The organism is Paenibacillus sp. BIC5C1, assembly GCF_032399705.1.
Classification (GTDB): domain Bacteria; phylum Bacillota; class Bacilli; order Paenibacillales; family Paenibacillaceae; genus Paenibacillus; species Paenibacillus taichungensis_A.
The window spans coordinates 5,696,094-5,710,453 of sequence record NZ_CP135922.1 but is presented as its reverse complement, the minus strand read 5'-3'; the positions used below and the strand labels follow the sequence as shown (position 1 = coordinate 5,710,453).

Here is a 14,360-nt window from a genome sequence, read left to right as displayed (position 1 = left end):
TTTGAATGTTTATTTTAACTTGGTTATGGAGCTTGTGGTTAGGCATATTCACGCAGCACTTGAATACCTTTGACGATATTGTACACAAAACTTAGTGCATAAATGACAAAAAACAAAATTACAAATCCGACAGCGGAACCCAGACTATGGGCGGTAACGAAGAAATAAAGTAGCGGGATTGCCGCAATAAACGGGAATATATGCGAGAATAAGGCCCGTTTTGCATGTCCCTCAATATAGTTGTCTTTGGCTACAATCCAAATTATGATGGGGAACAGGAATGGGGCAAAGAAGATACTAAAATAGGATAATGCTGATAAAAGTTGTCTCATAGCGATTTCTCTCCTTTATTTGGTTCCAGTAGAATGTATGTATGCAAATGATTACCCAGCAAGTCTCATCATGAATATGCCTGCCCATGTTCTAAACGCATCTGAGCTTAATATTTCCAATATTGCCTCGTTAAAGCATTCATATTCTATAGCTTTCCTAAGTATGAAAATAATACGTTCAAGTCATGTGGAATGATGCATTTATTAATTTTTTTATAAAACTATTGAAAAATATAGAAATGAGAGTATAATAGTAATCGCGCGGTATTTTTATTATACATATTTGTCTCAGTAGCTCAGCAGGATAGAGCAACGGCCTTCTAAGCCGTCGGTCGGGGGTTCGAATCCCTCCTGGGACGTTAGAAAAAGCTTCCTACGGGAAGCTTTTTTGCGTACAAGGGATGAGAACCCCGATGGTTCGTCGGAGCATAAGCATCGATAGGAATACTTCGCAGTCTCGACTGTAAGGAGAGTATCCCTCCTGGGACGTTAGAAAAAGCTTCCTACGGGAAGCTTTTTTGCGTACAGGGGATGAGAATCCCAAAGGTTCGTCGGAGGTTGGTATTTTTTTATAGGTATAACCTATCAAGTGAATAGATTTTATATATTTAAATAATAAACTATCTTGTGACACAATGTAGATATCAATCATGAAAGCGACGGTGGTATCCATGCATTCGATTAATCAATGGCAAGCGGATGAGTATGACAACAAACTGGCTTTTGTATCGGGTTACGGCAAAAGTTTAATCTCATGGCTTCAACCTCAAAAAGGGGAGTATATCCTTGACTTGGGTTGTGGGACGGGGGATTTGACGTACGAAATTTCTGTAACGCATGCTGAGGTAGTTGGCATGGATGCATCACCGGACATGATTCGCCGTGCAAAAGAGAAGTTTCCCGCTATCGATTTTATGGAGGGGGACGGACATCAGTTTGCGACGAACAAGCTCTATGATGCCGTCTTTTCCAATGCAGCTCTGCATTGGATGCGAAGTCCTCGACTTGTAGCGGATAGTGTATGGAAGTCTTTGAAGCCTGGGGGACGTTTTGTAGCAGAGTTCGGTGGCAAGGGTAATGTACAGATCATTGTAGATGCATTAGAAGAAGTGTTTGAAAGACAAACTGGCATACGTGGATCTGAGCGCAACCCTTGGTATTTCCCGACGATCGGGCAATATAGCAACATTTTGGAACAATGCGGATTTTTGGTGCGGCAGGCCTACCACTATGACCGCCCTACCAGACTCGCGGATGGTGAACAGGGTATAGAGGGCTGGTTGGCCCATTTTGGAGGGGACTATTTTGATGGTTTGAGTCAGGAGCAAATTCAGAAAATCTGTCGTGAAACTAGCCAAATCGTTGTGCCGAAGCTCTGGAAAGAAGATGCAATCTATGCCGATTATAAGCGTCTTCGAATTGAAGCAGTGAAGCCGGGAAGTTAAATAAGCAAAAGATGTGTCACTGTTAAATGAATTAATAAAATATTTTTCATGAAATCCATCGATCACAAATAGGCTGGGAATCTCTTTCGGAATGAAGAGGATCTTGGCCTTTTTTCCTATGTCATATTTTAAAATTGAACTATTCAATCGACAAATAAATACAATTTAACATTTTTCTCTTACTCAAGAACCATATAAGTAATTTTTATATCATAATTGTAATTATTTAGAAGGTAAATGTGCTATTTTAGTAGAATAATTTACCAAGGGTCAATCTACTTGCAGATAGGGTGGTGAGTTGTCACAGGTATTGCAGTACTTGTCATTGCAGGACCCAATCGATTGGTGAGGTACTTTCATATTGAGAAGGAGGGGCATAGCCTTGAATAAACGTTTGATATCCATATTGTTAAGTATTCTAATGACTTTTTCTATTATCATGCCAGCGGCCGGAGCCGCTCCTGTTGGTATTCAGCTTGAGAATTCGCTAAGCAAGACCGAAGCCAAACAATGGAGAGAGATTCTTGCCCAGCGGGAAGGAAAGCTTGCAGCAGATCCATTTTTAGACAAGAGTCTGGAAGGTCTTGGGGGAGAGAATACAAGAGTCATTGTTGAACTCTCCAATAAGCCAGTTGCTGTTGCGCAAGGCGAATCTACCCTCTCTGGAAAATCTTTTACCTCCTCTATGGAAACAAAGGCTGTGACTCAAGTTGAGCAACAACAACAGTCATTTGTACATAGCCTCACTCAGAATAAAATCAAACACGAAGTATTGGAAAATTACGCATATGCTCTAAATGGTGTGGCCATTGAACTTAAGGGCAACCAATTGGGGCAATTGCTTCGCATACCGGGCGTTGTCAGTGTATATCCAGACCTCGAAATTACCGTAGCTCCGGAAACAGATGAGGTAAATCCTTATATGAAAGATACCGCACCTTTTATTGGCGCCCCTGAAGTATGGAATCTGGGGTACAAAGGAAAAGGCGTCAAAGTTGGTGTTATTGATACAGGAATCGATTATGAACATCCTAATTTGCAAGACGCCTTCAAAGGTGGCTGGGATTTCGTTGAAAATGACAATGATCCTTATGAAACAACACATGAAGAGTGGAAATTATCTGGTGCACCTGAATTTAATGCCAATGGAAGCGCCTATTACACATCCCATGGTACTCACGTGGCTGGTACCATTGCTGCTCGTGAAGCTGGAGATTACGGGATTGTTGGGGTTGCTCCTGAAGCCGATATTTATGCATATCGTGTTCTTGGGCCCTATGGAAGTGGTCAAACTTCATGGGTGCTTGGTGGAATTGACCGTTCCGTTGCCGATGGCATGGACGTAATCAATCTCTCGTTGGGTAACGCTGCCAATGATCCAAGTTATATCACTTCAGTTGCGCTTAATAATGCCATGCTGTCTGGCGTGACTGCAGTTGTCGCAAGCGGTAATGATGGCCCGAATCGTTATACATTAGGTTCTCCAGGAGCATCGGCTATGGCAATCACTGTAGGTAACTCCACAGGGCCTAGCCAAAGCATTACAGCCAATACTCATTTCTGGATTGGTGAGGAAGGTGAAGGTACGCTTCCTGAAGAACAACCTGTCCCTGAAGTTGAGTCGTCCCCTGAACTGGGAACAGCACCGGGTGCTGATACTCCTGAAGTTCCAGCTCAAGGTGAACCATCAACCACACCGGAAGATGTGACCGGTGAAGCAGCTCCATCAACAAACGAAGCTGGATTGTCTGATTCAGCATCTGACGATGATACAGCTTTTGATGTGGAAGCCAGCCAATCAGAAGAGGGTGTTGAGCCGGCCTCGTCTTCGGCACCAGTCGAAACCTCTCCAGAGGTTGCACCTGTGAAAGAAGAGCCTGCGATTGCTCCAACTGAAACGGAGCAAAATCCATTGGCTGTTACTGAGTCGGTGTACCGACTTGATGTAATGGGCTGGAGCCTCTCGGCAGATCCGGAATCTGTTTTGACGGGTCAATATGATCTTTTATTCGCTGGGTTGGGTAAGCCGACCGACTTTGAAGGCAAGGATTTTACAGGCAAAGTGGCTTTTGTACAGCGCGGTGAGCTAGCGTTTGTAGAGAAAGTAGCCAATGCCAAAGCTGCTGGGGCAGTTGCTATTATCGTATATAACAATATTCCAGGCCCGATCGGTGTGAGTTTGGGAGATAATTTTGAACTTATTCCAACCTTGAGCATGTCGAAGGAAGATGGAGAAAGTATCAAGGCTGAGCTGGATGCCGGTCAAAGCGTTGAAGTGAGCTTTAGTGAATTCGTTAAAGGTCAAACGGCTGGAGATGAAATGAATCCATCCAGCTCCCGCGGACCAGCCAAGGTGACTCTGGATATCAAACCGGATATAGTTGCACCGGGTACCAGCATTCTGTCTACTGTTCCTGCCTATGGCAAGGACGAGCCTGGAGCAGATTATTCACAGGCTTATGATCGTAAATCAGGTACAAGTATGGCCACGCCTCATGTTGCCGGACTAGTTGCCCTGTTGATTGAGAAGCACAGTGACTGGACACCATTTGATATTAAAGTAGCACTCATGAACAATGGTAAAGTGCTCGACACAACCAAATACGATGTGTTTGATCAAGGTGCGGGGCGTATTCAAGCGGTGAAAACGATTGATCCTGCTGCATTTGTTAAAGTATTGGATGTAACTAAATACACAGAGAATGGCGTGGCTGTCGAGAAACCAAATGTTACTGGTAGTGTGAATTTTGGCAACTTCCTCAGCACGGACGAAAAAACCGTCAGCAAAACGATCAAAGTGGAGTCGCTGAATGGCAGCGGTGGAAACTACACTGTAAGCGTGAATCCTACTCGTACAATTCCTGGTGTATCCGTTGCGGTGGACAAGAGCTCTTTTACACTGAATGGTGAGGAAGAGTTGAAGGTTACCATTACAGTTCCAAAAGGTGTTACTGCGGTAACGGAAGCGCAAGGATACCTTCAGTTGTCTAATGGAACGGACACATTTAGTGTTCCATATGTTGCACATTTCAATCTTACCCTAGCAGGCGTTAAATACATTGAGACTGTATATGGTACAGAGAAGAACCCATTCCACTATCCATTGAAGTCTGATGGTTCGCTGGATACACTCAATGTAGCTATGGAATTCTACAATCCCATGAATTTTGCCCTTATTGAGATCTTTGATGGCCTTAACCCGGATGGGGGCTATTATGGAGATGGATATATTGGATCTATTTTTGGAAACTACTACAATTTCGCAGCCAACACAAGATATAATCTGGCTTGGGATGGACAGTATGCAGATTACACTACCGACGAGGTAACGACGATTCCAGATGGTCTTTACACGGTTGATATCACTACAATCGGTGTTGATGGCAAAACGTATATCGAAGATACCTCTCCATTTTTGGTGAAAAAAGCAGCTCCGGTTGTAACAGCACCAGAAAAACTGGAATTCAAGCAAGATGAATCTGTTGTTGTTAATGGCAGCGTGGATGACTTGTACTTCCGTGTTGCTCCTTCACTTAAAGAGAACTGGAACATTGAGTTTGACCCGGCGGCTGCGCTGAACGCAACATACGTCCTGAAAAAAGAGGATGGTTCGATTTACAAGGAGGGTGTATTTGAAGTAAAACCTGATGGTAGCTTCACTCTTCCTTTAGAAGGCATCCAAGCAGGTGAATATGCAGTTGAACTTACGGTAAAAGACCAACAAGGACTATCTGGTAAAGGCACTACGGCACTGAGTCTGAAATCCAAGGAGACTGAGCCTGAAACTCCAGCCGTCAAAGCGCCTGGAACACCTGTTTTGTCTCATAATAATTGGGTTGGTAATGGCCTGAGCGAAGGCTCATATATCGTTACCATGAACCTGTGGTGGGGTGAGAACGCCACCAGCTACAAGCTTTATGAGGATGGGGTTTTGATCGATACGCAGAAGTTGACCTACAATGCGCCACTGGCACAGTTTGCCCAAACGAAGATCACGGGTAAAGCCAACGGCACCTATACGTACGTAGCCGAGCTAACGAACGACAAAGGGACCACACGGAGTGCGACACTGACAGTCAAGGTTACCAACGCATCGCCAGGCAAAGCAGTTCTCTCTCAAGATAACTGGGATGGCGACGGTAATTATAAGGTAACTATGAACTTGTGGTGGGGAACCAATGCTACTGAGTATCGCCTCTACGAAAATGATAAGTTGATCGACACCCAAACGCTCAAAGCGGTTACGCCTAATGCGCAAAGTGCCGTTACTTCGCTGACAGGACGCACTTCAGGCACGTATACGTACCGGGCTGAGTTAATCAACGCAGCTGGTGTCACCAGCACGGACAAGATCACGGTAAAAGTGAAATAAACTCCACGGCACTTATTTATTGAAGCAAATGTTTTCGCATAAGCGGTCTTCATCCTGATCTCGCGGGATGGAGACCGTTTTATCTTGTTTTTTTCTCTGCTGCGTGAATGGATAACTATTCGTTGTCCTGTTAGTTGTAAATTGAATATAGTTCACATGAAAGTCCGTCAATAATAAAACGCTCCTCTCATGAGTACAGGTTTTGTTAGCCTGTCACTCATAAGGGGAGCGTAATTAATCTAACCGATCACTCGATTCTTGCTGGCATTTATACCTGCGACTAGTAATACAATGGCAAGGAGAACCTGTACTAGCAAGGGAAGGGTCCATCCTTGTGTCCAATCATGAAGCACGCCGAACAGCAAAGGTCCGACAGCTGCCAGCATATACCCAAAGGATTGAGCCATACCTGAAAGTCCCGCAGCCTGTCTTGCATCGGACGTACGCAGTACAAAAAACATGGTTACAAGTCCGAACGAAGCCCCTGCTCCAACGCCGGCTAAAGCAACACCAATGGTTACCAGCGAGGAAATACCACTTAAAAGGAATGCGTATCCCAGAATCAGACATGACCCTGTAATTGCTGTCAACTTACGTTGATCTTTCATTCGACCAGCGAGAATGGGAACGATGAACGTTACTGGTACACTAACCATTTGCATCAGGGATAACATCCAGCCTGCTGAAGAGGAACTGAAACCTTGATCAGATAAAACCTCGGGCAACCAGGTAATTGTAGTGTAAAAAATTAAAGATTGCAGTCCCATGAACAATGTGACATACCAGGCTAAGGGAGAGGTAATAAGACGAACCGGCTTCGCTTCCGTTCTCGAAGCCACGTAAACTTCACCGCGACGTCCAGATCGGACGTGAGGCAGCCAGAGAATCAGGGCTAGAATGGACAGTATCGCCCACATGCCCAGTGAAGCGTGCCAACCCATGGAGGTTAAGCCTGCAGCTGGGACGCTGATTCCTGAGGCAATAGCGCCCCATATATTCATGGACACGGAATAAAGTCCGGTAACGAGTCCCACTCGCAATGGGAAATCCCTTTTGATCAGACTGGGCAGCAATACGTTGCTCAGGGCAATCCCACATCCAAGGATCGCTGTTCCTGCAAAGAGAACGGGAACAGAGGGCATAAACCGGAGGGATACACCTATAGTCACGAGAATTATGGCAGTTAACAGAGCGGTTTCTAGTCCGAATCTTCGCGCCAATTGTGGGGCGAACGGAGAGATTGCCGCGAAGGCAAGCAAAGGAAGAGAGGTAAGCAAGCCTGCCAACGTATGACTTATACCTGTATCTGTACGGATCAGTTCCACAATTGGACCTGTTGCCGTAATAGGTGAACGCATGGTTGCTGCGATAACGATAATGCCTGCCAGCAAGAGTCCAAGTTTCATGGATGCTGACGATGAATTATCGACTTCAGAGCGGTCAGGGGCATTTTGATGTAAAGATGATGGCATGGTAAATCTCCTAAAGTTTATTTGTCTAATATGTATACTTTGATACATACATATACATAAACAAGCATAACATCCCGTGTCAACATCAGCCGATTAACGTATTAATCATCCCTAGAACGCAAAAAAAGCTTCCCGAAGGAAGCTTTTCTTTAATACGTCCCAGGAGGGATACTCTCCTTGCAGTCGAGACTGCGAAGTTGTGCTCCCGAAGCTTAGGCTCCGACGAACCATCGGGGTTCTCATCCCCGGAACGCAAAAAAAGCTTCCCGAAGGAAGCTTTTCTTTAATACGTCCCAGGAGGGATACTCTCCTTGCAGTCGAGACTGCGAAGTAATCCTCCCGAAGCTTATGCTCCGACGAACCATCGGGGTTCTCATCCCCAGAACGCAAAAAAAAAGCTTCCCGAAGGAAGCTTTTTCTTTGCTACGTCCCAGGAGGGATTCGAACCCCCGACCGACGCCTTAGAAGGGCGTTGCTCTATCCAGCTGAGCTACTGAGACATGGATTTTTTCAAGCAAAATTGATTTTATCATAAATAATGATGAATATCAAACATTTTATTTTAAACTATTTTTCGTATATGATATTTGGCGGCGGTAACGTTTTTTTCATTATAATTAAGGTTATGTTAGAATATCAGAAGAACTCAAAAAATAGATCGACTTTCGTTTAATATACATCTATTTATGGTTGATTGCGACTGGAGATTCAGGATACAGAGGAGGTGCTCCTATTAAGGAATCCACGACCCCGGAAACCGAGCACAGTAACAATATCGTGCTGTTTCCTAAGACGCTGGACTATTACCAGATTCAATTGACGGTTATGCTAGAAAATGAACGCTATGGTGAAGCGATGGACCTGCTTCGCTTTTTGCTGCAATGCCAAGGGCAGGAGGAACGGCATTACGACGAATGGCGAGCGTTGCTCGAATGGCTCGAAGCTGCATTCCCTCATTATGGGGAAGATTTACCCGAGGTTCGTGAAGAGCGGGAGGAAGAGGAAATCAGCGAAGAGGACATGGCACGTCAACATGCCCGATCCAAACTTGAGCAGGATGACGGCTATGCTGATAAACTTCTTCGTACCGTGATGGAGGAACCTTTATCTGAACAAACGATGCTGGCGCTGGAGCAGCTTGCATATCTCGATCGGCCAGAAATTGATGATTCGCTTACCGGTTGGCTCAAAGACAAGACACTGCATCCTTTACTTCAGTTCCGTGTGCTTCAGACATTACGACGCCGAGGTGTTCAAGGCATTATTGCGTTTACTCGTGGGGAAGAACCTGTTGAAGTGGAGATTGATACGGTTCCACTTAGACCTGAGGATTTCCCGATTCAGATTGTTCAGATTCTTGAAAGGGTGGCAGATCAGACTGAGGTTCATGAACCTACACTCTTTTATTTTGCACAAGAACTGTGGATTCAATATGTCATGGCCGTGTACGGAACACGTGATTACATGTCCATGTTGGAAGAAAATGATTCCATGACAGATATATGGGCAGCCGCTCTACATATGACCGTTGCAGACAGTCTGGGCGGTTCGCATGACGAGGAAGATACTCGCTCAATGTATGCTGTGACAGGGGCGATGCGCTTTCGTCTGGAGCAAGCATATCGATCGATGAAGCAGTTTGTTTCTGCCGGTTTGGACGGTCAATAGGAGCCGGAAACGTTTTCCTCAAACCGTATCAAGGGATTCCCCTTGAAAAAGAATCTAATCTTGTTTATACTAAAATGGTTATTTTGTACGTGATTGCCTACGTGAACATGCGAATTTTGGAGGGGAAAGTATACAATGAAAGCAACTTGGGAAAAGATAGAGAAGAACCTTGGGGTTCTTGAGGTTGAAGTGGGTGCAGATCGTGTAACTGCAGCACTCGACAAAGCTTTTAATAAAGTAGTTAAACAAGCAAACGTACCTGGATTTCGTAAAGGTAAAGTTCCACGTTCAATCTTCGAAGCTCGTTTTGGTGTGGAAAGCTTGTATCAAGAAGCAATTGACATTTTGCTTCCTGAAGCTTACACAGAAGCAATCGACCAAACGGATATCTTCCCGGTTGATCGTCCTGATGTAGATATCGAACAATTCGCTAAAGGACAAGTATTCAAGTTCAAAGCGAAAGTAACTGTTAAACCAGAAGTTACACTGGGTGACTACAAAGGCGTTGAAGTTGCTGTAGCCAAACACGAAGTAACTGATGTTGAAGTGACTGAAGAGCTCGAGCGTCTTCAACAACGTCACGCAGAACTCGTTGTTATCGACGAAGGTGCTGCACAAAACGGCGACGTTGCTGTAATCGACTTTGACGGTTCCGTTGATGGTGTACCGTTCGAAGGCGGACAAGCTGAGCGTTATTCTTTGGAACTTGGTTCCAACACGTTCATCCCAGGATTTGAAGAGCAAGTTGTGGGTCTGTCCACAGGCGACTTCAAAGACGTTGAAGTGACTTTCCCAGAGAGCTACCATGCAGCTGAACTGGCTGGCAAACAAGCGGTATTCAAAGTGAAAGTACATGAAATCAAACGTAAACAACTTCCTGAATTGGATGACGAGTTTGCTAAAGATGTTAGTGAATTCGATACGCTTGAAGAGTACAAAGCTGATCTGAAAAAACAATTGGAATCCCGTAAAGCAGACGAAGCCAAAGCAGCTCAAGAAAATGCTGTTGTAGAAAAAGTGGCTGAAAATGCTGAAGTGGACATTCCTTCTGCAATGGTTGACAGCGAAGTACAAAACATGATGCGTGATTTCGACAACCGTCTTCGCAACCAAGGTATGAACCTGGAAATGTTCCTGAGCTTCTCTGGTCAAACACAAGCTGACCTGAGAGGACAAATGCAGGAAGATGCTTCCAAACGCGTTCGCAACAACTTGGTTCTTGAAGCAGTTGGTAAAGCTGAAAACATCGAAGTGTCTGACGAAGAAGTTAACCAAGAACTCGAAAAAATGGCTGAGTCTTACAAGCGTCCTGCTGAAGAGATTCGTGGCATTCTCGAGGGTAATGGTTCCCTGGACAGCCTTCGTGACGAAGTGAAACTGCGTAAAACGATCGATGTTCTCGTTGAGAACAGCAAAGTCGTTGAAGCTGTTGAAGCTCCAGCTGAAGAAGTTGCTGCAGAAGCTGACGAAAAATAAGACAAGCTGTTATGTAATGAGCAGCTGAATAAACGATAAGGCACGTGAATCATTGCGTGCCTTATTTTTAAATTATGGCATCCATTTTATAGATGATTCAGTAATAATATGGATGGAAAATTGTCGCGGTATTGGTTATGCATATCCAGCGTCCTATGGTTCTCCTGCAAATAAAAAAAGGTGAAACGGCATAGGATTGCTCCGATTTGCACATACATAGAAAACATGGTTAAATATGATCAGGCAAAAAAGTAAACTCACTCCCTCTTGACACCACTTGTGAAAAATGACATTGTCACAGGAACGTGTTAGAATGAATTTGGGTTTGCTTTACAGGTAGCCTATGTCTAATTACATGTAGAAAAGAGGTTGGTCTCATGAGTCTGGTGCCAATGGTTGTTGAACAAACCAATCGAGGCGAGCGGTCTTACGATATATATTCGCGTTTGCTGAAGGATCGCATTATCTTTTTAACCAGTGCGATTGATGACGATGTAGCCAATCTTGTCATAGCGCAGCTTTTGTTTTTGGCAGCCGACGATCCTGAGAAGGATATCAGCTTGTACATTAATTCACCTGGTGGTTCTGTCACCGCAGGGATGGGTATATACGATACGATGCAATATATCAAGCCGGATGTATCGACCATTTGCGTAGGTATGGCAGCAAGCATGGGCTCGTTATTGCTGACAGCCGGTGCTCCTGGCAAACGATATGCGCTGACTAACAGCGAAGTAATGATTCATCAGCCGCTTGGCGGCGTTCAAGGACAGGCTGCGGATATCAAAATTCACGCAGAATGGATTATTAAAACACGTCAGAAACTGAATCAAATATACGTCGATCGTACAGGTCAACCCCTTGAGAAAATCGAGCGGGATACAGACCGTGACTTTTTCATGAGTGCTGAAGAAGCCAAAACGTACGGCATTATTGACCAGGTGCTCAGCAGACCGATCAATTCCTAAAGGGGTGGTTTCATGTTTAAATTTAACGATGAGAAAGGGCAACTGAAATGCTCTTTTTGCGGTAAATCTCAGGAACAGGTGCGCAAGCTGGTCGCTGGACCAGGCGTTTACATTTGTGATGAATGTATCGAACTGTGCACTGAAATCGTTGAGGAAGAGCTCGGTCATGACGAAGAACTGGACCTCAAAGATATTCCAAAACCGAAAGAAATCCGTGATATTCTAGACCAATATGTCATTGGACAGGATCAGGCAAAGAAATCTTTGTCTGTAGCGGTTTATAACCACTATAAACGGATCAACACGCAAAGTAAGATTGAGGATGTTGAATTGCAAAAAAGTAACATTTTGCTGTTAGGGCCTACGGGTTCTGGTAAAACGTTGCTTGCGCAAACGATGGCTAAAATCCTTAATGTTCCTTTTGCTATTGCTGATGCAACTTCATTGACTGAAGCAGGTTATGTCGGCGAAGATGTAGAGAACATTCTGCTCAAGCTGATTCAAGCTGCTGATTATGATGTGGAAAAAGCAGAGCGCGGCATTATTTATATCGATGAAATTGATAAAGTAGCGCGTAAATCCGAGAACCCATCCATTACACGTGATGTATCGGGTGAAGGTGTCCAACAGGCGCTCCTTAAAATTCTGGAAGGAACTGTAGCTTCTGTACCACCACAAGGTGGTCGTAAGCATCCTCATCAGGAATTCATCCAGATTGATACCACCAACATTTTGTTCATTTGTGGCGGTGCCTTTGATGGTCTGGAGCAAATGATCAAACGCCGGATCGGTAAAAAAGTTATCGGCTTTAACACCGTTGCGGAACAAAAAGATCTTAAACCAGGTGAATATCTGGGTATGGTATTGCCGGAAGACTTGCTGAAATTCGGTTTGATTCCGGAGTTTGTAGGCCGTTTGCCAGTTATCTCCACTTTGGAGCCGCTGGACGAAGATACATTGGTACGGATTCTGTCCGAACCAAAAAATGCGCTTACGAAACAATACCAAAAATTGCTTGAACTGGATAATGTAAATTTGGTGTTCGAACCAGGCGCATTGCTTGCGATTGCGAAAGAAGCCATTAAACGTAACACGGGTGCACGTGGACTGCGCGCAATTATCGAGGGCATTATGCTTGAGATTATGTACGAAGTGCCTTCCCGTGATGATGTTACGAACTGTGTCATTACCGAAGAGGTCGTTGAGAAGAGAGTCGTGCCTGAACTGAGCCAATCCAAGGACGACAAGCAGGAAGAAAGTGCCTAACTACAGGTGAATATTCCGTTTCAACACTGAAATATAGACTTGTCAGTTCTCCACTCCTGGCAGAAGGCGAATTCATGTCTCTGTCAGGGTGGAGCTTTGACGTTGTGGGGAGAGAAATCACTCATGTTTTTAAGACAAGATACACGACCCGTAAAAGTGGGTAACTTAACGATTGGTGGCAGCAACGAGGTCATCATCCAGAGCATGTGTACAACGAAAACGGCAGATGTTGAGGCAACCGTGGCAGAGATTTTGCGTTTGGAAGAAGCAGGCTGCCAAGTGGTGCGTGTAACAGTGAACAATGAGGAAGCTGCAGCAGCCATCAAGGAAATCAAAAAACGGATTCATATTCCGCTCGTAGCGGACATCCATTTTAATTATAAACTGGCGCTCCTTGCGATTGAGAACGGCATCGATAAAGTACGGATTAATCCCGGCAATATCGGTAAACGTGCCAAAGTAGAGGAAGTCGTCAAAGCTTGTAAAGAGAAGGGTATTCCGATTCGAATCGGAGTAAACGCAGGATCTCTGGAAAATCATTTGCTTGAGAAATATGGTTACCCAACAGCTGATGCTATGGTAGAAAGTGCACTTTATCACATTGGTATTCTCGAAGAATTGGATTTTCACGATATTATCGTGTCTCTCAAAGCATCGGATGTACCGATGGCGATCGAGGCTTATTCCAAAGCGGCTGAAATCATCAAATATCCGTTGCATCTGGGTATTACTGAAGCGGGTACGTTGTTCTCTGGTACAATCAAAAGTTCTGCCGGTATGGGTGCCTTGTTATCGATGGGTATTGGTTCGACGATGCGGATATCGCTTAGTGCAGACCCGGTTGAGGAAATCAAGGTCGCTCGTGACCTGCTCAAAACCTTTGGTCTGATTTCCAATGCAGCTACGTTGATTTCCTGTCCTACCTGTGGGCGTTTGGATATCGATCTGTTCTCCATTGCGAATGAAGTGGAAGAGTATATCTCCAAACTCAAGGTGCCGATCAAAGTATCGGTGTTGGGTTGTGCCGTTAACGGTCCGGGTGAAGCGAAGGAAGCGGATATCGGTATTGCCGGTGCACGTGGAGAAGGCTTGTTGTTCCGTCATGGTAAAATGATCCGTAAAGTTCCGGAAGAAATTATGGTTGAGGAATTGAAAAAAGAGATCGACAAAATCGTGGAGTCCTATGAAACGACGGGAGTTATCCCTGGCCGCTCGCACTGATTGATATATATATATCATTTTGTAACAGTCCGTCAGCAATGACGGGCTGTTTTTTGTTCTCAAACATACAATTTCCTGATCACCCGTTTACGTCTCGGTGAAAAGGCTATACTACCAAGTATTAGCATGATCTCATATGA

General features: G+C 44.6%; 9 protein-coding genes and 2 tRNA genes. 8 read left to right on the top strand and 3 right to left on the bottom strand.

Going from position 1 to position 14,360, the window contains the following annotated elements; translation table 11 throughout:
* Nucleotides 1-38: 38 nt before the first annotated feature.
* Nucleotides 39-332, bottom strand: a complete 294-nt coding sequence (locus RS891_RS25555) for a magnetosome magnetite crystal formation protein family (protein ID WP_113055887.1) — start codon at nucleotides 330-332, stop codon at nucleotides 39-41.
* Nucleotides 333-617: 285 nt separating this feature from the next.
* Here RS891_RS25555 and RS891_RS25550 point away from each other — a divergent pair.
* From RS891_RS25550 to RS891_RS25540, 3 genes are all read left to right on the top strand, one after another.
* A tRNA-Arg gene (locus RS891_RS25550) sits at nucleotides 618-691 on the top strand.
* Between the two features lie 312 nt (nucleotides 692-1,003).
* On the top strand, nucleotides 1,004-1,777 hold the full coding sequence (locus RS891_RS25545; RefSeq protein WP_113056042.1) for a class I SAM-dependent methyltransferase: 774 nt from the start codon (nucleotides 1,004-1,006) through the stop codon (nucleotides 1,775-1,777).
* Between the two features lie 382 nt (nucleotides 1,778-2,159).
* A complete protein-coding gene (locus RS891_RS25540) occupies nucleotides 2,160-6,149 on the top strand; it encodes a S8 family serine peptidase (protein ID WP_315793555.1) in 3,990 nt (1,329 codons plus the stop codon).
* 239 nt (nucleotides 6,150-6,388) lie between these two features.
* On the opposite strand, the gene RS891_RS25535 is transcribed toward RS891_RS25540, so the two are convergent.
* Both RS891_RS25535 and RS891_RS25530 read right to left on the bottom strand, forming a co-directional pair.
* Nucleotides 6,389-7,621, bottom strand: coding sequence for a CynX/NimT family MFS transporter (locus RS891_RS25535; protein ID WP_113055885.1), 1,233 nt, complete (start codon nucleotides 7,619-7,621; stop codon nucleotides 6,389-6,391).
* Between the two features lie 426 nt (nucleotides 7,622-8,047).
* Nucleotides 8,048-8,121, bottom strand: a tRNA-Arg gene (locus RS891_RS25530).
* Between the two features lie 325 nt (nucleotides 8,122-8,446).
* Here RS891_RS25530 and RS891_RS25525 point away from each other — a divergent pair.
* From RS891_RS25525 to ispG, 5 genes are all read left to right on the top strand, one after another.
* Nucleotides 8,447-9,289, top strand: coding sequence for a hypothetical protein (locus tag RS891_RS25525; RefSeq protein WP_113056041.1), 843 nt, complete (start codon nucleotides 8,447-8,449; stop codon nucleotides 9,287-9,289).
* A gap of 135 nt (nucleotides 9,290-9,424) precedes the next feature.
* On the top strand, nucleotides 9,425-10,765 hold the full coding sequence (tig, locus tag RS891_RS25520) for a trigger factor (RefSeq protein WP_113055884.1): 1,341 nt from the start codon (nucleotides 9,425-9,427) through the stop codon (nucleotides 10,763-10,765).
* A 377-nt stretch (nucleotides 10,766-11,142) separates the two neighbouring features.
* Entirely contained in the window at nucleotides 11,143-11,733 is a 591-nt protein-coding gene (gene clpP, locus RS891_RS25515) for an ATP-dependent Clp endopeptidase proteolytic subunit ClpP (RefSeq protein WP_024633993.1), read from the top strand.
* A 12-nt stretch (nucleotides 11,734-11,745) separates the two neighbouring features.
* Entirely contained in the window at nucleotides 11,746-12,999 is a 1,254-nt protein-coding gene (gene clpX, locus RS891_RS25510; protein ID WP_063566713.1) for an ATP-dependent protease ATP-binding subunit ClpX, read from the top strand.
* A gap of 123 nt (nucleotides 13,000-13,122) precedes the next feature.
* Nucleotides 13,123-14,220, top strand: a complete 1,098-nt coding sequence (gene ispG / locus RS891_RS25505; protein ID WP_113055883.1) for a flavodoxin-dependent (E)-4-hydroxy-3-methylbut-2-enyl-diphosphate synthase — start codon at nucleotides 13,123-13,125, stop codon at nucleotides 14,218-14,220.
* The last annotated feature ends 140 nt before the right edge of the window (nucleotides 14,221-14,360 follow it).

Excerpts from the sequence above, each read along its gene's own strand:
- RS891_RS25555 (WP_113055887.1), bottom strand. The coding sequence starts at position 332 with ATGAGACAACTTTTATCAGCATTATCCTATTTTAGTATCTTCTTTGCC.
- RS891_RS25545 (WP_113056042.1), top strand. The coding sequence starts at position 1,004 with ATGCATTCGATTAATCAATGGCAAGCGGATGAGTATGACAACAAACTG.
- RS891_RS25535 (WP_113055885.1), bottom strand. The coding sequence starts at position 7,621 with ATGCCATCATCTTTACATCAAAATGCCCCTGACCGCTCTGAAGTCGAT.
- RS891_RS25525 (WP_113056041.1), top strand. The coding sequence starts at position 8,447 with ATGCTAGAAAATGAACGCTATGGTGAAGCGATGGACCTGCTTCGCTTT.
- tig (WP_113055884.1), top strand. The coding sequence starts at position 9,425 with ATGAAAGCAACTTGGGAAAAGATAGAGAAGAACCTTGGGGTTCTTGAG.
- clpP (WP_024633993.1), top strand. The coding sequence starts at position 11,143 with ATGAGTCTGGTGCCAATGGTTGTTGAACAAACCAATCGAGGCGAGCGG.
- clpX (WP_063566713.1), top strand. The coding sequence starts at position 11,746 with ATGTTTAAATTTAACGATGAGAAAGGGCAACTGAAATGCTCTTTTTGC.
- ispG (WP_113055883.1), top strand. The coding sequence starts at position 13,123 with ATGTTTTTAAGACAAGATACACGACCCGTAAAAGTGGGTAACTTAACG.